This window comes from Immundisolibacter sp. (assembly GCF_014359565.1).
Lineage (GTDB): Bacteria > Pseudomonadota > Gammaproteobacteria > Immundisolibacterales > Immundisolibacteraceae > Immundisolibacter.
In genome coordinates, this window is the sequence record NZ_JACIZD010000021.1 from 1 (window position 1) to 18,724 (window position 18,724).

The window sequence follows — 18,724 nt, forward strand, 5'->3', positions numbered from 1 at the left end:
CTGTCCGAGCTCAGCCAGACCGCGCTCAACGACATCGCCCGGCTTCTGAACGGCCGTCCTCGAAAAACCTTGGACTGGAGAACACCGGACGAAGCCATGGCCGAAGAAATCGCCAATTTCTCAAATCGTGTTGCACTTGATTCTTGAATCCAAGAGGTCCAATTTGCGTTGCCGACGCTAGGGATTTGATTTGCTTCTCCGGGGTGATCACGCTCTCGGCCGAGGGCTGACGCACACACCAAATGAGTTTTTAACAGCGATAGCGTTCAGCAAAACCCGGCCTTGTTCTGCTTTGATGGGCCTGAAAACGACGGCCGACTCCCCGGTGTCCTGTCCCCAAGCGGCTCGATCAGCTTCGCGATCGTATCCGGCTGAATCACTACAGTGCGTACCGAACGTGCGTACGCTGGGTGGGTAAAAAGATACATTCATTTTCACGGAAAGCGCCACCCGGCGGAGCTGGTCCAGGAGGCGGTCGATGCGTTTCTGAGGTCGCTGGCGGTGGAACGCAACGTGGCGGCTCCAGCCTGACATGGGCGTTAACCGCGTTGTAGTTTTTGTACGCGGCCGCGTCGTGCGAACCGGCCCCTTACCACTTATTGCGCAGCTCCCGCAGCCGGAGGAATACGTCCTTGGGCGAGGGCTGATCCGGCAGGTCCGGGAAAGCCTCGCGCAGGCGGGCGATGACGGTCGGGTTGTTCAGGCGAAAGAAGGTGTTGACTTCTTTTTCCTCGCCCAGCGTGGTCAAGCGAGCGGCATGCGGGTCCTGTTGTTCCACCTGTGCCAGCAATGCACCGGCGCGTGGGTTGGTCGGTTCGCGGTCCAGGGTGAACTTGAGGTTGTTGGCGATGTAGTCGTGGCCGGGGTAGACCACGGTCGCGTCCGGCAATTTGGCCAGTTGTTCGGCGAAGGTGCGGTACAGGTACTCCGGGTGGCCGCCACCGTGGCAGTTGCCGGCGCCGGCGTTGAACAGCGTGTCGCCGCTGATCAGGCCCGGCCGGTCGCCGCGACAGAACAGGCACACGTGGCTCATGGTGTGGCCGGGGGTGTCGAGCACTTCCAGTTCGCCGGTCTTGCCGATGACGATGACGTCGCCGGCGTGCAGACCGCGGTCGATGCCGGGGATGCGATCCTTCGCGCCGGCATGGGCCAGCAGCTTGGCGCCGGTGGCGGCGATGATTTTTTCGTTGCCGCCGATGTGGTCCGGGTGCTCATGGGTGTTCAGCACCTGCGTGATGCGCCAGCCTTTCTCGGCGGCCCTGGCCAGCACCAGGTCGACTTCCAGGGGGTCCACGGCCAGCGCCTCGCCGGTGTCGGGGCAGCCGATCAGGTAGTGGAAGTTGCGGTAGCGGTTATCGGAATAGATTTGTTCGATGACCATGGTGATGTCTCGCGTTGTGCAGTGTCGGGGTGAGGAACATGGCCCTTGCGTAGGTTCGGCGCCGGGCGGGCGTACAGCCATTTTCGGATCAAGCTTATCGCGGCACGTCGTGGCAGGGGGTGATGCCGTGGGCATGTTGTTGAACTGGACTAACTGAACGTAAATTCATACTCGAGGTTTGCCGTGCGCACAATAAACATTCGCGAAGCCAAGACCCATCTGTCGAAACTGATCGACCAGGCGGTGCGTGGGCAAGCGTTTGTCATCGCCAAGGCTGGCAAGCCACTGGTCAAGGTCTGTCGGCTGGACGCTGCGGACGAAACGCCGCGCCAGCGTCTCGGGTTTCTGGCCGGGCAGATCGAGGTGCCGGACGACTTCGACCGCATGGGCGAAGCGCACATCGCGCAGTTATTTGGCGCAGACGAATGAAGCTGCTGCTCGTACCCACCTGCTGCTGTGGGCCGCGGGAACGCCCCAGCGCCTGTCGGGGCAAACGATCGCCCGGGCCAGGTTTCAAGGTCCGGCTTAGGTCACGGCGGCAGGGCTCAAGCCTGCATCAGCGCCCGTTCCTGCGTCAGGCAATCGGCAAAACTCGGCCGCGCCAGCGTGCGCGCCAGAAACTGCGTGAGTTTCGGAAAAGCCGCCGCGTCCACCTGTTCGCCGGCGTATTGCAGGTTCACGAACTGTGTCGCGACCGCTATGTCGCCCAGCGTCAGCGTCTTGCCACCCAGGGCACCGGTGGTGATCTGCTGTTCGAGGTAGCCGCACACCGCCGGCAGTTCGTGCAGGGCGGCGGCGACCTTGGCCTCGTCCACCGGCAGGCCGCGCAGCTTGCTCTTGACGATGCGCTCGAAGAACACACCCTCGGTGCAGACATGGAACAGCTTGCTGTCGGCGTACTCCTCCAGCCACAGTGCGGTGGCGTAGGCGGCCGGGTCGGCCGGCAGCAGGGCCGGCGTCGGGTAGCGTTTCTCGATGTAGGCGCAGATCACGCTCGAATCGGCCAGGCCGACGTGCTCGTCGCGAAAGGCCGGCACCTTGCCGAACGGGCTCAGGGCCCGGAACTCGGGGTCGTCGCTGCCTGGGAACACCGGATTCAGCTCGTACGGGATGTTCTTTTCCGCCAGCGCGACGCGCACCTTGCGCACGAACGGGGAAATCGGGGCACCGAATACGACGGTCATGACAAGGCTCTCCTCGGGTGGGTGAATGGCGCCGCCGTGTTGCGTGCGGCGATCAATCGTACGTGAGGCGACTGCGGCGCAGGTAGGCGTAGGTGCCGGCCAGGCCCGCCAGCAGCAGCGCGCCGGTGGCCAGAAACGCGCCCTTCAGGCCCAGCCCGTGCACCAGCCCGCCCAGCAGCACCGGCACGGCGAAGTAGCCCAGCCGGTTGAACAGCGTGCGCAGGCCGATTACCAGCCCGCGCTGGCTGGGGGCGGTCTGACGGCCGATGGCGGCCAGCAGCGTCGGCAGGCTGAGGCCCAGGCCCAGGCCATGCAGGGCGCTCAGCAGCCCGACCGCGAGCGGGGCGGTTACGAGCGGTACCGCGCTGATGGACAAGGTGGCCAGCACGATGGACCCGAACAGTACCGCGGTCATGGAACTGCGCCGGATGAGCTGTGCGGCCATGAGCGAACCGACCGAAACCGCCCCATTGATGCAGGCAAACATGAAGCCGATGCGCGCCGCCGAGAAGCCGATCTGGTCCAGGTGCACCGGGTAGAACGACGCATTGACGGCGGCTGACGACAGCCGCAGCAGGGTGAGCAGCATGACGATCAGCAGCGGCGCCTGCCACAGCAGCGGCAAGGCCTGTCGATAGGCGCCGCCGGTCACCTGCCACAGCGTGCCGACGCGCTCGTGTTCGCGGATGTCGGGCAGGGGCAGGGCCACCAGCGTCAGCAGTCCGCCCCACATGGCCATCAGCAGGAAACCGGCGCCCAAGCCCTGCCAGCTGACCAGCGCGCCGGCCGCCAGCGGCGCCAGCAACATGCCGATGCTGCCGGCAAAGGAAAATCGGCCCATGAAGCTGTTGCGCTCGCCGGTTGGCGTGGCGCGGATGGCGTAGGACTGCGCCGACAGCCAGCTCATGCTGCGCGCCAGTCCGCCCAGCAACTGCAGGCCACAGGCGCTCAGGAAGCCGCCGGCCAGCGGATACAGGGCCGCCGTCAGGCCGGCGCCGAGACCCGCCCACAGCATGATTCGCCGGTCGCCGTAGCGGTCGCACAGCGCGCCCGCCGGCACCGCCAGCAGCAGCGGGCTGAGCGAGGCCAGCGCCACCGCAATGCCCAGTTGTGCCGGTGGCAGGCCGCGGTCGAGTGCCCACAGCGGCAGCAGCATGCCGATCAGCGACTCGGTGGTGATGCCGAAAAACGCGCTGGCGTAGACCAGGGCGCGTTGCAGCGGGCGCAGTGGGGCGCCGGCCGGGAGGGTCGGGCTCACGCGCTGCGTTTGCCTCGTTGGGATGTTTTGGCCTGCCGCGCCAGCAGCGGCGCCAGAAAGCGCCCGGTGTGCGAGTGCGGTTCCAGCGCCAGGTCTTCCGGTGTGCCGCAGGCCAGGATCTGGCCGCCGCCGCTGCCGCCCTCGGGGCCAAGATCGATCAGCCAGTCGGCGGTCTTGATCACGTCCAGGTTGTGCTCGATCACCACCAGCGTGTTGCCGTCGTCGCGCAGGCGCGTGAGCACGCCCAGCAGCAGCTCGATGTCCTGGAAGTGCAGGCCGGTGGTCGGTTCGTCCAGGATGTACAGAGTGCGACCGGTGTCGCGCTTGGATAGTTCGCGCGACAGCTTGACGCGCTGCGCCTCGCCGCCGGACAGGGTGGTGGCGGCCTGACCCAGACGCACGTAACCCAGGCCGACGGCGCTGAGCGTGTCGAGCTTGCGCTTGACGATGGGCACGGCGCTGAAGAACTCGCCCGCCTGTTCGATGGTCATGTCCAGAATCTGGTGGATGTTCCTGCCCTTGTATTGAATCTCCAGAGTCTCGCGGTTGTAGCGCTGGCCGTGACATATGTCACACGGCACGTAAATGTCGGCCAGGAAGTGCATCTCGACCTTGAGCATGCCGTCGCCCTGGCAGGCCTCGCAGCGGCCACCGGCCACGTTGAAGCTGAAACGCCCCGGCCCGTAGGCGCGGGCGCGCGCCTCCGGCGTGCCGGCCATCAGTTCGCGGATCGGCGTGAAAAGTCCGGTGTAAGTGGCCGGATTCGAACGGGGTGTTCTGCCGATCGGGCTTTGGTCGATGTTGACCACCTTGTCGATCTGTTCCAGGCCGTGGATGGCCTGATACGGGGCCGGCTCGTCGCGCGCCTGGTTCAGCTTCTGCGCCACCGCCTTGTACAGCGTCTCGTTGATCAGCGTGGACTTGCCGGAGCCGGACACGCCGGTGATGCAGGTCAGCAGGCCGAGCGGGATTTCCACCGTCACGTCCCGCAGGTTGTTGCCGCTGGCGCCCTCGATGCGCAGAACCCGCTGCGGGTCGGGCGGCGTGCGCGTGGCCGGCAGGGCAATGGCGCGCTTGCCGGACAGGTACTGGCCGGTGACCGAATCCGGGTTGGCGATGATCTGGGCCGGCGTGCCCTCGGCAATGATGTAGCCGCCGTGCACGCCGGCGCCGGGGCCGATGTCGACCAGGTGGTCGGCCAGGCGCATGGCATCCTCGTCATGCTCGATCACGATCACCGTGTTGCCCAGATCGCGAAGGTAGGTGAGCGTGGACAGCAGGCGCTGGTTGTCGCGCTGGTGCAGGCCGATGGACGGCTCGTCCAGCACGTACAGCACGCCGACCAGGCCGGCGCCGATCTGGCTGGCCAGGCGGATGCGCTGCGCTTCGCCGCCGGACAGGGTGTCGGCCGAGCGGGCCAGGGTCAGGTAGTCGAGGCCGACGTTGACCAGAAAGCCCAGCCGGGCCTCGATCTCGCGCAGGATCTTCTGGGCGATGGTGCCGCGTGCGCCGGGCAGTTCCAGCGTGCTGAAAAACGCCCGCGCCTGGCCCACCGGCAGCACCACCAGCTCCGGCAGCGGCCGGCCGGCGATGTAGACGTGGCGCGCCTCGCGCCGCAGCCGGCTGCCGCCACAGGCGGTGCACAGCCGGTTGCCCAGAAAGCGCGACAGGTGCTCGCGCACGGCATTCGAGTCGGTCTCGCGGTAGCGACGGGCAAAGTTGTTGACGATGCCTTCGAAGGCGTGCCGCTTGCGCTTGCCGCGCCCGTCCGGGCCGGCGTAGGTGAAGTTGATTTGCTCCTCGCCGCTGCCGAACAGGATCGCCTGCTGGTGCAGCTGCGCCAGTTCCTCGAACGGCGTTTCGATGTCGAAGCCGTAGTGCCGGGCCAGGCCCTGCAGGATGTGCATGTAATAGGCATTGCGCCGGTCCCAGCCGGGAATGGCGCCGGCGGCCAGGCTGAGGCTCGGATCGGCGACGATGCGCTGCGGGTCGAAGAACTGCGCCACCCCCAGGCCGTCGCACTCCGGACAGGCGCCGGCCGGGTTGTTGAACGAGAACAGGCGCGGTTCGAGCTCCGCCAGCGAGTAGCCGCAGTGCGGGCAGGCAAAGCGGGCCGAGAACAGCAGCTCGGCCGTGTCCTGGTCCAGAAACGCCACCTTGACGATGCCGTCGCCGAGCGCCAGCGCCGCTTCCAGCGAATCGGCCAGGCGGCTTTGCGCGTCCGGGCGCAGGCGCAGCCGGTCGACCACCACCTCCACGTTGTGCTTGCGCTTGCCATCCAGCGGCGGCGCCTGGTCGAGTTCCACCAGCTCGCCGTCGATGCGCGCCCGCACGTAGCCGCGCCCGCGCAGGCCCTCGATCAACTGCGCGTGCTCGCCCTTGCGCCCGGCGACCACCGGCGCCAGCAGCATGACGCGCGTTTCCTCGGGCAGCGCCAGCAGCGTGTCGACCATCTGGCTGACCGTCTGCGCGCGCAGCACCACGCCGTGCTCCGGGCACTGCGGCTCGCCGACGCGGGCGTACAGCAGGCGCAGGTAGTCGTAAATCTCGGTGATGGTGCCGACCGTCGAGCGCGGGTTGTGGGAGGTCGATTTCTGCTCGATCGAGATGGCCGGCGACAGGCCCTCGATGTGATCGACGTCCGGCTTTTCCATCACCGACAGGAACTGGCGCGCGTAGGCGGACAACGATTCCACGTAGCGGCGCTGGCCCTCCGCGTACAGCGTGTCGAAGGCCAGCGAGGACTTGCCGGACCCCGACGGGCCGGTGATGACCGTCAGCTTGTCGCGTGGCAGATCGAGGTCGATGTTCTTCAGGTTGTGGGTGCGCGCGCCGCGGATGCGGATGGCGGGCTGGCCTTCGGGAATGCTGCTCATGATGTGGGCTTGCGACGGGCGGCGGCTGCAAACCGGCCATGGTACGGGGCGTGCGAAGCACGGCGCAAAGTACGAAGCATCGCGCAGCACAGCTGCGCTCCTGCACTGCTTTTCACCGCTGCCGGGCGCCGCGAACTCCGGGATGGATTTGTTCCGCGCTTCCCCCTAAGGTTCGCGGCTACGCGCCGTCGGGCCTTCTGGCGGCGCCAGACTCAGCGGGGGATTCCATGCAGACGCAATTTCCGCACCACGTGCGTACCACCGCCGAGGGCGCCGCCGTCGAGCGCATCGTGCGCAAGTGCGTGCACTGCGGCTTCTGCAACGTCACCTGCCCGACGTTTCAGATTCGCCGCGACGAGCTCGACGGCCCGCGCGGTCGCATCTACCAGATCAAGGACGCCATCGAGACCGGCGTGGTCGCGCCCAGCCTGCGCACGCACCTTGATCGCTGCCTGAGCTGCCGCGCCTGCGAGACCACCTGCCCGGCGGGCGTGGAGTACGGCCGCGTGTTGGACTACGGCCGCGAAGTCGCCGAACAGGCGGCGCCGCGCCGCCCCGGCGAGCGCCTTGTGCGCTGGGGTCTGCGCCTGGTTTTGCCGCACGCCGGCCGCTTTGCGGCCGTGCTGGGACTCGGCAGACTGGCGCGCCCGCTGTTGCCGGCCAGCCTGAAAGCCCTTATTCCGCCGGCCCGCGCAGCCGGGCCACGGCCGACCAGCCGCCACGCGCGGCGCATGCTGCTGCTGGCCGGCTGCGTGCAGGACGCGCTCGACCCGCGCATCAACGCCGCCACCGCGCGCGTGCTGGATCGGCTCGGCATTCAACTGGATGTCATCGCCAGCAGCGGCTGCTGCGGCGCGCTCAGCCACCACCTGACCGCCACCGACGAGGCGCGGGATTTCATGCGCCGCAACATCGACGCCTGGTGGCCGCAGCTGCAAGCCGGCGCGGAAGCCATCGTGGTCACCGCCAGCGGCTGCGCGGTGCAGGTCAAGGACTACGGCCGCCTGCTGGCCGATGATCCGGCTTACGCCGAGCGTGCGCAGAAAATTGCCGACTGCGCGCGGGACCTGTCGCAAGTGCTCGCCGCCGAAGACCTATCGCTCCTCACGCCGGCCCCCGGCGCGCCGCGGCGCATCGCCTTCCAGAGCCCCTGCACGCTGCAACACGGCCAGCGCCTGGGCGGCGTGGTGGAGGGCCTGCTGCGCCGGGCAGGCTTCGAACTGCAGCCGGTGGCAGACGGGCACATCTGCTGCGGGGCGGCCGGCACCTATGCGCTGCTGCAGCCTGAGCTGTCGCACGAACTGCGTGGCCGCAAACTGGCCAACCTGGCTGCCGGCGCGCCGCAGCTGATCGTCACCGCCAACATCGGCTGCCTGAGCCATCTGCAGGGCAGGGCGCCGGTGTCGGTGCGCCACTGGATCGAGCTGTTCGATCCGGCGGACTGATCGAACAAATCGCGCGTTGCTGGCTTGATGAACCTTTCCGGAATTGTGGCCGGGACACGGAGGGCGCCGCCCCGAGTGGGCCTGCACGATGGAACGGCTAGGCGGTATCTCTCAAAACCCACAGTACAAAAAGAATGCCGCCCGTAGCGACTTGAAGCCAGAAGGCAAGCTTCGTACTCGTGGCAAGAAAGGCGCCCAGCGAAGATAGCGTGCGAAGGACAAGGCCCACGGCCAAGCCCAGTACAAAGAGCCCGACCCATGCCAACCAAGCAACACCAACGCCAGTGCAACCAAACCCCTCGCACCGGAGCTGCCAGATATCAACGGCCCAAGCGATGAGTCCGCCAACGAAGGTAATGTACGCAACGGCCAAAACCTTGCTTATAGGGTTCTTCATGATTCCTGACGCCTGACATACGGAGTTCATATAGGTTGCGCTGACGCAGGAAGCGCAACGGATTCAACCCTAATCCGAAAGACGCGCTTCAGAAGCCTGCGCGTTTTGCATCCCACCCAAGCATCTCGCACAGATAGGGCTCCGTCTGGTAAGTTGCTGCTGGCAACCCTTGTGCTCCGGTATTCTCGGTGTGAACGATGTTGGGCTTGCTGCGTCAGCCCTCAAAGCTTGGCGATAAAGTCATCCGGAGATACTTCGGCCTGCCGAAGAAGCCCTGCAAAGAGTCCCAATCTTGATTTCTCGATGAAACGGCACCACGCACCCGGTGTGACCTTTCTTCATGACAACGTGACTTCCTCGTTGCCGTACGTTTTCAAATCCAAGCTTTTCAAGCGCTCGAATGACTTCAGCGCCGGAAAGTATCGGCAGTTTAGGCATGCTCAGGAATAGTGAACATGGTCACGACGGGGTGACCTTTCAGGGTTTTAGGGAATTCTTCGAGGTAAAGGGCGGTCGCTTCACGTAAATTTGCGATCGCATCCTCGATTGTTTCGCCCTGGGTCGTGGTTCCGGTTTCCGGGTTCAAAGCGACAAATCCACCTTCATCCGCCGGTGTCAGTACAGCCGTGAGTTCCATTTTCAACCTCGGTGTGCTTTGATTTCAGAATAATACCATCGGCTCGTCAGGTTTTGCGAAGCGTGCAGCGAGCCGTAGTGAATGACAGCGCAATGCGCTGCACTTATTGCGCCTTATGCGCTAACCCGATCTGTTCCAGGCTCGATTTCTTGTGTAGGAGCGGCCCATGGCCGCGACCGCAGAGCCGGCCCCCTGCGCCACACCGCACCGGCACCACAACCTGAAATGTTGCGGTCGCGGGCATGGCCCGCTCCTACAGGCAACCGATTTTTTTTCGGGAAAGTGGAGCCGGTTTTGCGCAGGGTGGGAGAGTTCATGTCGTTCATGCAGGTTGGGCTGACGCAGGAAGCCCAACAGATTCAACCGTCGTCCGAAAAACACGCGTGCGAAGCCCGCGCGTTTTGTATCCCACCCAGGCATCACGCACAGAAAGCGCTCTGTCGGGCAGCTTGCAGCCGGCAACCTTTGTGCTCCGGTATTCTCGGTGTAAACGATGTTGGGCTTCCTGCGTCAGCCCAACTTACTGGGCTCTTCACTTGCGTGCCCGCACGTTTCGGCGATGCTGAACGTCTATGGCTCGACGCCCTGCCTGCTGAAGAGCTTCGTGATATGCCGCGACGGGTTTGTCCTCCTCCCACGTCGGGACCCCATATAAAAGGGCTAATGGCCAGAACATGGCGACAGCCTGAGAGAAGACTCTGCCCACACTGCTCTCGACTTCCGGGTGACGAAAAATCTCCAGGTAGTCTTCAGGACCGGGGAGACGCGGGAATGCGGCAACCGAATCTAAGCACATCGGCGGTCCGTACGTTTCGAATCGATCCAGCACGTCGGCAACATCAATGTATGGAATCGTTCGCCAGCAATTAAGGAGTTTGACCTTCAGATGATAGCTCTCGCTCCACCCGGCCAGCTTGCACAGTCTCTCCTGAATCTCGGCCACGCCTATCAGCACGCTGAAAACGTAGTTCAGGTCAACTATCCGCAGCGCATTGGTGTTGTACCTCCCAAGAAGGTCGATGAAGCGCTGAGTGTGCATATAACCGTCTAAGTCCTGCGCGAGCAATGCTCGGTGATCTGGCTGAAACAGTGGCAGTGGAATGAACACATCGCTTACTAGACTTCTGCGGAGACGCCAAGTAAGCGTCAAGTTCTGAGGGTCGTTTCCTTTTAGTTGCCTTCCGATAAAGCCATCGCTTGATGTGTGGACAGTATCAAAGGGAATGCCAATGACTTCGCCGGGCTCGCCGAGCGCCGCGCGCACTTGGTCATCATGAACATCGATCCAGAGGCCGCGCTCCGCCCAGCGGTCTGCGATGAGCATCAACCGGACATAAGGTTGTGACTTCTCTTGCGTAGAGAACTCCGGGTCGCGGTCGTACCAATCCTTGTGTGTGTGTTTGATGTCATCGCCGCGGCGCCATAGTTGGTCCAAGACAAAACGATCATTCTCGGCCTTTGGCTCAGATGCATCGGATACGCGTCGGTAGATCTGTCCCGTTCTGTGGATATGCGGCGCAGAACTACTCTGTGGAATCCAAGCACAAATTACCGCACGCCCCTCGGCGAGCCCAACCTCTGAGTCGGGTCCCCAGAGAACCTTCGTTTCAAAGTGTGGAGTGGGATTCAAGTGATCGACTGCAGACTTTCGTAGCCGCTGTAGCGATGAGTCGACTTCATCCCGTGGCAAGCCCGGAAACTCGCCCGCTACGGGATTCACTTTAGATTCTTCCTGTACCCCCAAAAAGAGCCAGCCTCCGTACGTATTGGCAAATGCCGACAGAGATTTTGCAATGGCGACCGCATTCGGAGTTTCGCGCTTGTACTCGATATACCAGCCTTCAGATGCTTGCTTCAAAGCCTTTAGATCAGCGCTCTGAAGGTCTCGAAGCGGTTTGTCGAAAGGGGAATATCCTTGCATCGAGGGTCACTCGGTTTTCGGTTGCCGCTGCGGTTTAGTGGCGATGTGGCGCGGTGTCGGTCTGCGACGCCTAACGCCTAGGTTAACGTGCGGGCTGCCTTTATGGCCCGTCGCGTTGAACCGCTGGTTAGAGCCTTACGGTCCGACGTTTGGCACACGGCTTGGAAACTCATATACAAACTTTAGGAGCATTTCAGCAAATGCCAATAGTTCAGTCGCGTCTACTTGCGTCATTAGCGCTATTTCATGGGTTGCTTCATTTCCCTTTTTCCTAATGTGGTCAACCCAACCCTTGCCATTAGGCGGCACATACCCCGAGCTAGAAAGATATTCAACGTACTGAATAAACGGTAGGTCGACTGCAGCACCTTGGGCCACTGCTATATTCATAAGCAACTTTCTGCAAATGAGCACTGCGGCCGTATAGCAGCTTGCACTGCAACAGTCTCGCGATTCTTTGTACAAGGCTTTAACATCGGGAGGGAGATGCATTACTTCTTCACCGGGGCTGACTCCCGGAACTTGTCCGCCGTTCTGGAACAGCGTCGGAGACTCGCAGTTAGGACAAATGCAAATGTGTCTTCCAGCCGCACTGCTGGGGTAGCCAGTGACCGAAGCTACGATGCTTCCGCACCAGCCACATTTGAATCTAACTGAATTGATGCGCTGCGTATTTCCCCAAGACATACTTCCCCCTTGATTTTGGCTCTAATGTGATATGTACACCAAGTGGCATATACCCTTGGATGGCGAGGCTGGTGTTTCGTTTGCAAATCAACCGGTTGGGTCGGTACGCCTGATTGTCCAGCATCGCTGCCTCACAACGCCACGCCTGATCACCCAAACACAATCACCCCCCGCGCATTGCGCCCGGCTTCCAGGTCTGCGAACGCCTGGCCGGCCTCGTCGATGGTGTAGGTGCGGGTCACCATGTGGTCGAGGTCGAGTTTGCCGGCCTTGTAGAGGTCGAGCAACATCGGGAAGTCGACCTTGAAGTTGGCGCTGCCGTACATGGAGCCTTTCACGGTCTTGGCGGTGAACGGCAGGATCAGGGCGTTGAAGGAGTAGCGGTCGTCCTTGCTGCCGACGCCGACCACCACGGTCATGCCGCCGCGGCGGGTGGCCTTGAAGGCGGTTTCGACCAGTTTGCCGATGCCGACCACCTCGAAGGCGTAGTCGGCGCCGATGCCGCCGGTCAGGCCCATGATTTCCTTGACCGGGTCGCTGCCCGGTTCCACGGTGTGCGTGGCGCCAAAGCCCTTGGCCATTTCCAGCTTTTCGCGCGACAGATCGACCGCAATCACCATGCGCGCGCCGGCGATGCGCGCGCCCTGAATCACCGACAGACCCACGCCGCCGCAGCCGAACACGGCCACGGTGCTGCCGGGCTGCACCTGCGCAGTGTTGATGACGGCGCCGACGCCGGTGGTGACGCCGCAGCCGACCAGCGCGGCGGCCCGGAACGGCACGCTCTTGTCCACGGACACGACGCAGGCTTCCGGCACCACGGCGTACTCGGCCATGTTGCCCAGGAAGGACATGGTGTAGAAGCGCTTGCCGTCCTGGTGGATGCGGCTGGTGCCGTCGAACAGGGTGCCGTCGGGCGGGCTGACGGTGCACAGGAACGGCTGGTCGTGCAGGCAGTGGAAGCACTCGCCGCAGCGCGGCACGAAGGACATCACCACGTGATCGCCGGGCTTGACGGTGCGCACGCCCTCGCCGATTTGCTCGACGATGCCGGCGCCCTCGTGGCCGATGACGGCCGGGAACGGCTGCGGGATGGTGCCGTTGATGATGGAAATGTCCGAGTGGCACACCCCGCAGGCCTTGATGCGCACCAGCACCTCGCCGGTCTTGGGCGGGTCCAGGTTCACGGTCTCGACGGCGTACTGGTTATGGTCGCGCACGACGACGGCTTTCATCGACAGCATGGCTTGGCTCCTCCACTTACGCCGCGGCCGGATGCCGGCGGCTGTTGGCGGCATTGTCGGCGGCGCCGCACAGCCGGTCCAGCGGCGCGACCGAACGATCGTTACGGCGCTGGCATCATGCCGAAAAAGGCTGCGACAGGTACGCCCGGACTCGCAGGTATGAGGCGAGATTGCCCGGACGGCGACCTGAACCTCACCGGCGACGCCGTGCCCTGCGCATTGCAAGCGGCTCTTCGCTGAATCACTCGGACGCGCCCCGCGCCGTCGCCCGCAGAGCCTCCGCGGTGGCCTGTTAGAATGCCGCAAACCCAATAGCGGAGCGCCTTTTCAATGCAATTCGAGCTCACCCGTCTGCCCGTCACCGATCAGCCGGGCGGCTGCGTGGTGGCCGGCGTGTTCGCCTCGCGCGCCCTGACGCCGTCGGCCAAGCTGCTCGACAAGGCCACCGATGGCGCCATCAGCGCGGCGGTCAAGGCCGGTGACATCGGCGGCAAGCCGGGCGATACGCTGCTGCTGCGCGGCCTTTCCGGTATCAAGGCCGAACGCGTGCTGCTGGTCGGCTGCGGCAAGGCCGGCGAGCTGAACGAAGGCGCCTACCAGCGCATCGTCGCCGCGGCGGCCGCAGCCGTGGGCCGGCTGCACTGCGCCGATGCGGCTCTTTACCTTGCGGAACTTGCCGTCGCCGGACACGACGAGGCCTGGCGCGTGCGCACGGCCGTCGCCGCCGCCGATCACGCGCTGTACCGCTTCACCGAGTACAAGCGCGAACCGGGCAAGCAGCACCTGAAGACACTCGCCATCGGCTGCGGCGCGCGCCAGGCCAAGACCCTCGACGCGGCGCTGCGTCAGGGCCAGGCCATCGCCGCCGGCGTAACGCTTGCGCGCAATCTGGGCAACCAGCCGGCCAATGTGTGCACGCCGAGCTATCTGGCCGAGCAGGCGCAGGCCCTGGCCAAGGCGCACGACCTGCATATCGAAGTGCTCGAAGAGGCGCAGATGCGCGAGCTGGGCATGGGCGCCCTGCTGGCGGTGGCGCAGGGCAGTCGCCAGCCGCCCAAGCTGATCGTGCTCAAGCACCTGCGCGGCAAGTCCAAGGCGGCGCCGCTGGTGCTGGTCGGCAAGGGCGTGACCTTCGATTCGGGCGGCATCTCCATCAAGCCCGGCGCCGGCATGGACGAGATGAAATTCGACATGTGCGGCGCCGCCTCGGTGCTGGGCACGCTCAAGGCCGCGGCGCTGCTGGAGCTGCCGGTGAACCTGATCGGCGTGATCCCAGCCAGCGAGAACCTGCCCGACGGCCAGGCCGTCAAGCCGGGCGACATCGTCAAAACCATGGCCGGCAAGACGGTCGAGATTCTGAACACCGACGCCGAAGGCCGCCTGCTGCTGTGCGATGCGCTGACCTACGTGGAGCGCTTCAAGCCGGACGCCGTCATCGACATCGCCACGCTCACCGGCGCCTGCGTGGTCGCGCTCGGCAACCACGCCCACGGCCTGCTGGGCAACGATCAGAAGCTGATCGACGCGCTGCTCGCCGCCGGCCGTACGGCGCACGACCGCGCCTGGCAGTTGCCGCTGTGGGATGACTACAAGGAGCAGCTCAAAAGCCCGTTCGCCGACCTGCCGAACGTGGCCGGGCGCGAGGCCGGCACCATCACCGCCGCGGCCTTCCTGGCGGCCTTCACGGAAAAACTGCGCTGGGCGCACCTGGACATTGCCGGCACCGCCTGGAAGTCCGGCAAGGACAAGAACTCCACCGGCCGCCCGGTGGGCCTGCTGGTGCAGTACCTGCTGGATCGCGTCGCCGGCTGATGGCGGAGGTCGATTTCTACGTGCTGGAGGGCGATCCGCCGCCCGACCCGCAGCAGTTCGTCTGCCGCCTGCTGGACACGGTCCACCGGCGCGGCGGCGAGGTGCATGTGCACGTCGCGGACGAGGCGGCCGCCCACGCGCTCGACGCCCGGCTGTGGAGTTTCAGCGCCGGTTCCTTCGTGCCGCACCGCCTGGTGGGCACGCCGGGCCGGGCGCCGGTGTGGATCGGCTGGCAGCCGCCGGCGCAGCCGGGCGAGGTACTGCTGAACCTGGCCGACGAGGTGCCGCATTTCTTCAGCGGCTTTCGGCGCGTGCTGGAGCTGGTGCCGGCCGATCCGCCGGGCCGCGACCGTGCCCGGGCACGTTACCGTTTTTACCGCGAGCGCGGCTACCCGCTGCGTAAACACACGCTCGGAGGTGGCGCATGAACGGCGAAATCCGCGACCCGGAACTGCCGGACGACGACGACATCCCGACCCTGACCGATATCGTCGTGCCCGGTCGCCTGCGTGCCGATCCGTCGGCCGGCGAGGGGGCAGGGCAGGCAACGCCCGAGTTCGTGTTCGACATCGACTTCACGCCCAAGCCCACGCCTGGCGAGCAGGTCTACGACTTTCGTGCCCCGCCACCGCCAACCGAGCCGGTGCCGGATGCGCCCGCCGTCGCGGCGCCGCCGCTGCAGGAGGACGAGCTGCCGCTGCCCTGGGTTGACGGGAGCGCGCCCGAACAGGTCGAGACAGAAAGCACCTCGCCGCCGCCGCCAGCCGACGCAACCCAGCCGCTGAGCCCCCCGCCCGTGGCCGCGGTCGAGCCGCCCGACCCGGACGCACAGGCCCTGCTGCGCGCGCTGCTGGCCGAAATCGGCAATGGCCTGGAGCAACGCCTGGCGCACGAGCTGGCCCTGACCGAACAGCGCCTGCGTGCCGCCGTGCGCGAGGAGCTCGATACCCGCCTGTGCGAACTGCTGGCCGGCACCCCACCCACCGCCTGATCCCGCGCCGCTGCCGGCGCCGCCCCATGGACAAGAACTACGACCCCGCAGCCATCGAACAGCGCTGGTACGACCAGTGGGAACGTGCCGGCCACTTCAAGCCATCCGGCACCGGCAAGGACCCCTTCTGCATCGTCATCCCGCCGCCGAACGTCACCGGCAGCCTGCACATGGGGCATGCCTTCAACAATACGGTGATGGACCTGCTGATCCGCCACGCGCGCATGTGCGGCCGGGACACGCTGTGGCAGGTCGGCACCGACCACGCCGGCATCGCCACGCAGATGGTGGTCGAGCGCCAGCTCGCTGCTGAAGGCAAATCCCGTCACGACCTGGGCCGCGAGGCGTTCCTGGAGCGCGTGTGGCAGTGGAAGGCCGAATCCGGTGGCGCCATCACGCGCCAGCTGCGGCGGCTGGGCGCCTCCTGCGACTGGTCGCGCGAGCGTTTCACCATGGACGCCGGCCTGTCCAAGGCCGTGTCCGAAGTGTTCGTGCGCCTGCACGAGCAGGGCCTGATCTACCGCGGCAAGCGGCTGGTCAACTGGGACCCGGTGCTGCAAACGGCCATCTCGGACCTGGAGGTGGTCAGCGAGGAAGAACAGGGCCACCTGTGGCACATCCGCTATCCGCTTGCGGATAGCGACGGGCACCTGACCGTCGCCACCACGCGCCCGGAGACGCTGCTCGGCGACACCGCCGTGGCCGTGCACCCGGACGACGAACGCTACCGGCACCTGATCGGCCGAATGGTCAAGCTGCCGCTGTGCGACCGGCAGATTCCGGTCATCGCGGACGACTACGTGGACCCGGCCTTTGGCACCGGGTGCCTGAAGATCACCCCGGCGCACGATTTCAACGACTACGCCGTCGGCGAGCGCCACGGCCTGCCCAGGATCAACGTGTTAACGCCCGACGCCCGCATCAACGACGCCGCGCCGGCCGCCTATCAGGGTCTGGACCGCTACCAGGCCCGCAAGCGCGTCGTGGCCGATCTGGAAGCCGCCGGCCTGCTGGAATCGGTCAAGGACCACACGCTGATGGTGCCGCGCGGCGATCGCACCGGCGCCGCGGTCGAGCCGTACCTGACCGACCAGTGGTACGTGGACCTGACGCGCGAGACGCAGCCGGACGGTCGCCCCGGCGGCCTCGCCGCCATCACCCGGCCGGCGCTGGAAGCCGTGCGCTCCGGCAGCATCAAGCTGATTCCGGACAACTGGGAAAAGACCTACGCGCAGTGGCTGGAGAACATCGAGGACTGGTGCATCAGCCGGCAGATATGGTGGGGGCACCGCATCCCGGTCTGGTACGGCCCGGACGGCAAGGATTATTCCGGTCACGACGAGGCCGACGTGCGCGCTCGCCACGCCCTGCCGGCCGACCTGCCGCTGCGCCAGGACGAGGACGTGCTCGACACCTGGTTCAGCTCCGCGCTGTGGCCGTTCTCGACCCTGGGCTGGCCGGAGCCGACGCCGGAACTCAAGCGCTATTACCCGACCGACGTGCTGGTCACCGGCTTCGACATCATCTTCTTCTGGGTCGCCCGCATGGTGATGATGGGCCTGCCGTTCGCGGGCGAGGTGCCGTTTCGCACGGTCTACGTGCATGGCCTGGTGCGTGACCACGAAGGCCAGAAGATGAGCAAGTCCAAGGGCAACGTGCTGGACCCGCTGGACATCATCGACGGCGTGGACCTGGACACCCTGATCGCCAAGCGCACCGCCGGCCTGATGCAGCCGCAGATGGCGAAAAAGATCGAGCAGGCCACGCGCAAGCAGTTCCCGCAGGGCATCCCGGCCTACGGCACCGATGCGCTGCGCTTCACCTTCGCCTCGCAGGCAACGCTGGGCAGGGATATCAAGTTCGATCTGGCCCGCTGCGAGGGCTACCGCAACTTCTGCACCAAGCTGTGGAACGCCGCCCGCTTCGTGCTGATGAACACCGAGGGCATGCCGTCGCTGCCCGCCGAACCGGTGCGCTACGGGCCAGCGGAACGGTGGATTCGCCGCTGTCTTGCCGAGACGATCACCAAGGTGGACGCGGCGATCGCCGAGTACCGGCTCGATTACGTGGCCAGTGCGCTGTACGAGTTCGCCTGGGGCGAGTACTGCGACTGGTACATCGAACTGGCCAAGCCGGTGTTGCAGGAGCCGGATGCCGATCCGGCGCATACGCTCGGTGTGCGCCGGACCCTGGTCGAAGTGCTGGAAGCCCTGCTGCGCCTGGCGCACCCGCTGATCCCCTTCATCACCGAGGAGATCTGGCAGCAGGTAGCGCCGCGCGCCGGCAGGGGCGGCGACACGATCATGCTGGCCGCCTGGCCATCGGCCCTGGACTTCGATCAGGACGCGCAAGAAACCGCCGAAGCCGTCGCGCAGATCAGCTTGTTGGTCGAGGTGGTGCGCGCCGTGCGTAACCTGCGCGCGGAACTGAACCTGCCGCCGGGGCAGGCGGTGCCGGTGCTGCTCAGTGGCGACGGCGACCTGCGCACGCGCCTGGAACGCAACGAACACCTGCTGCGCCGCCTGGCCCGCGTGGCCAGCGTCGAGTGGGTGAGCGATGCCGCCGCGCCGCAGGCGGCCACGGCGCTGGTCGGCGATCTGACCGTGCGCCTGCCGCTGCACGGATTGGTGGACGCCAGCGCCGAAATGGACCGCCTGGGCCGGGAAATCGCCAAGCTCGAGCAGGCCATCAGCCGTGCCGAGGCCAGACTCGCCAACCCGGCCTTCGTGGACAAGGCGCCGCCGGAGGTCGTCGACACCGAGCGGGCGCGTCTTGCGGAATTCGCCGATCAGCGCGCGACGCTGGCCGCGCAGCGCGAGCGGATGGCGACGCTGGCGGGCTGACCGGCCGCGGCGGCGTGAGCGGAGCACGCTGCCGCGGGTGTATCCACC

At 65.6% G+C, this 18,724-nt stretch carries 15 protein-coding genes and 1 pseudogene; 7 read left to right on the forward strand and 9 right to left on the reverse strand.

Translation table 11 applies throughout. The features are described 5' to 3' along the window. Nucleotides 1-384 precede the first annotated feature (384 nt). Complete coding sequence (locus H5U26_RS14045) at nucleotides 385-531, forward strand: phage integrase N-terminal SAM-like domain-containing protein (protein ID WP_366055975.1); 147 nt, start codon at nucleotides 385-387, stop codon at nucleotides 529-531. Between the two features lie 58 nt (nucleotides 532-589). On the opposite strand, the gene H5U26_RS14050 is transcribed toward H5U26_RS14045, so the two are convergent. Then, nucleotides 590-1,381 (reverse strand): MBL fold metallo-hydrolase, encoded by a 792-nt coding sequence (locus H5U26_RS14050; RefSeq protein ID WP_290620785.1) that lies wholly within the window; start codon nucleotides 1,379-1,381, stop codon nucleotides 590-592. Between the two features lie 183 nt (nucleotides 1,382-1,564). Here H5U26_RS14050 and H5U26_RS14055 point away from each other — a divergent pair, with 183 nt between their 5' ends. After that, nucleotides 1,565-1,810, forward strand: coding sequence for a type II toxin-antitoxin system prevent-host-death family antitoxin (locus tag H5U26_RS14055; RefSeq protein ID WP_290620787.1), 246 nt, complete (start codon nucleotides 1,565-1,567; stop codon nucleotides 1,808-1,810). A gap of 116 nt (nucleotides 1,811-1,926) precedes the next feature. On the opposite strand, the gene H5U26_RS14060 is transcribed toward H5U26_RS14055, so the two are convergent. The 3 genes from H5U26_RS14060 to uvrA are packed head-to-tail and all read right to left on the reverse strand — an operon-like array spanning nucleotide 1,927 to nucleotide 6,699. Further along, the gene (locus H5U26_RS14060) at nucleotides 1,927-2,565 is read right to left on the reverse strand and encodes a glutathione S-transferase family protein (protein ID WP_290620789.1); all 639 of its coding nucleotides are present in this window, start codon (nucleotides 2,563-2,565) and stop codon (nucleotides 1,927-1,929) included. Nucleotides 2,566-2,617: 52 nt separating this feature from the next. Beyond that, nucleotides 2,618-3,823, reverse strand: coding sequence for an MFS transporter (locus H5U26_RS14065; protein WP_290620791.1), 1,206 nt, complete (start codon nucleotides 3,821-3,823; stop codon nucleotides 2,618-2,620). Further along, nucleotides 3,820-6,699 (reverse strand): excinuclease ABC subunit UvrA, encoded by a 2,880-nt coding sequence (gene uvrA, locus H5U26_RS14070; RefSeq protein WP_290620793.1) that lies wholly within the window; start codon nucleotides 6,697-6,699, stop codon nucleotides 3,820-3,822. The genes H5U26_RS14065 and uvrA overlap by 4 nt, the downstream gene beginning before the upstream one ends. Nucleotides 6,700-6,926: 227 nt before the next feature. Here uvrA and glcF point away from each other — a divergent pair, with 227 nt between their 5' ends. Then, nucleotides 6,927-8,144 carry a glycolate oxidase subunit GlcF gene (glcF, locus tag H5U26_RS14075; protein WP_290620795.1) on the forward strand — a complete coding sequence of 406 codons (1,218 nt, stop codon included), beginning with the start codon at nucleotides 6,927-6,929 and terminating at the stop codon, nucleotides 8,142-8,144. Nucleotides 8,145-8,762: 618 nt separating this feature from the next. Here glcF and H5U26_RS14990 read toward each other — a convergent pair. The 5 genes and pseudogenes from H5U26_RS14990 to H5U26_RS14090 all read right to left on the reverse strand — a co-directional run bounded on the left by H5U26_RS14990 (nucleotide 8,763) and on the right by H5U26_RS14090 (nucleotide 13,030). Further along, a pseudogene (locus H5U26_RS14990) lies at nucleotides 8,763-8,979 on the reverse strand (type II toxin-antitoxin system HicA family toxin). Continuing rightward, nucleotides 8,972-9,178 (reverse strand): hypothetical protein, encoded by a 207-nt coding sequence (locus tag H5U26_RS14080; RefSeq protein ID WP_290620796.1) that lies wholly within the window; start codon nucleotides 9,176-9,178, stop codon nucleotides 8,972-8,974. The pseudogene H5U26_RS14990 and the gene H5U26_RS14080 overlap by 8 nt, the downstream one beginning before the upstream one ends. 532 nt (nucleotides 9,179-9,710) lie before the next feature. After that, entirely contained in the window at nucleotides 9,711-11,099 is a 1,389-nt protein-coding gene (locus tag H5U26_RS14085) for an ATP-binding protein (RefSeq protein WP_290620797.1), read from the reverse strand. 135 nt (nucleotides 11,100-11,234) lie between these two features. Next, nucleotides 11,235-11,786, reverse strand: a complete 552-nt coding sequence (locus H5U26_RS14995) for a DUF4145 domain-containing protein (protein WP_366055976.1) — start codon at nucleotides 11,784-11,786, stop codon at nucleotides 11,235-11,237. Nucleotides 11,787-11,935: 149 nt separating this feature from the next. Then, nucleotides 11,936-13,030, reverse strand: a complete 1,095-nt coding sequence (locus H5U26_RS14090; RefSeq protein WP_290620798.1) for a Zn-dependent alcohol dehydrogenase — start codon at nucleotides 13,028-13,030, stop codon at nucleotides 11,936-11,938. A gap of 330 nt (nucleotides 13,031-13,360) precedes the next feature. Between H5U26_RS14090 and H5U26_RS14095 the strand changes: the two genes are divergently transcribed. The 4 genes from H5U26_RS14095 to H5U26_RS14110 are packed head-to-tail and all read left to right on the forward strand — an operon-like array spanning nucleotide 13,361 to nucleotide 18,676. Further along, nucleotides 13,361-14,842 carry a leucyl aminopeptidase gene (locus tag H5U26_RS14095; protein WP_290620800.1) on the forward strand — a complete coding sequence of 494 codons (1,482 nt, stop codon included), beginning with the start codon at nucleotides 13,361-13,363 and terminating at the stop codon, nucleotides 14,840-14,842. Continuing rightward, complete coding sequence (locus H5U26_RS14100) at nucleotides 14,842-15,270, forward strand: DNA polymerase III subunit chi (protein ID WP_290620802.1); 429 nt, start codon at nucleotides 14,842-14,844, stop codon at nucleotides 15,268-15,270. The genes H5U26_RS14095 and H5U26_RS14100 overlap by 1 nt, the downstream gene beginning before the upstream one ends. After that, nucleotides 15,267-15,833: a hypothetical protein gene (locus H5U26_RS14105; RefSeq protein WP_290620804.1), complete on the forward strand. Its 567-nt coding sequence runs from the start codon at nucleotides 15,267-15,269 to the stop codon at nucleotides 15,831-15,833. The genes H5U26_RS14100 and H5U26_RS14105 overlap by 4 nt, the downstream gene beginning before the upstream one ends. A gap of 26 nt (nucleotides 15,834-15,859) precedes the next feature. Continuing rightward, the gene (locus tag H5U26_RS14110; protein ID WP_290620806.1) at nucleotides 15,860-18,676 is read left to right on the forward strand and encodes a valine--tRNA ligase; all 2,817 of its coding nucleotides are present in this window, start codon (nucleotides 15,860-15,862) and stop codon (nucleotides 18,674-18,676) included. The last annotated feature ends 48 nt before the right edge of the window (nucleotides 18,677-18,724 follow it).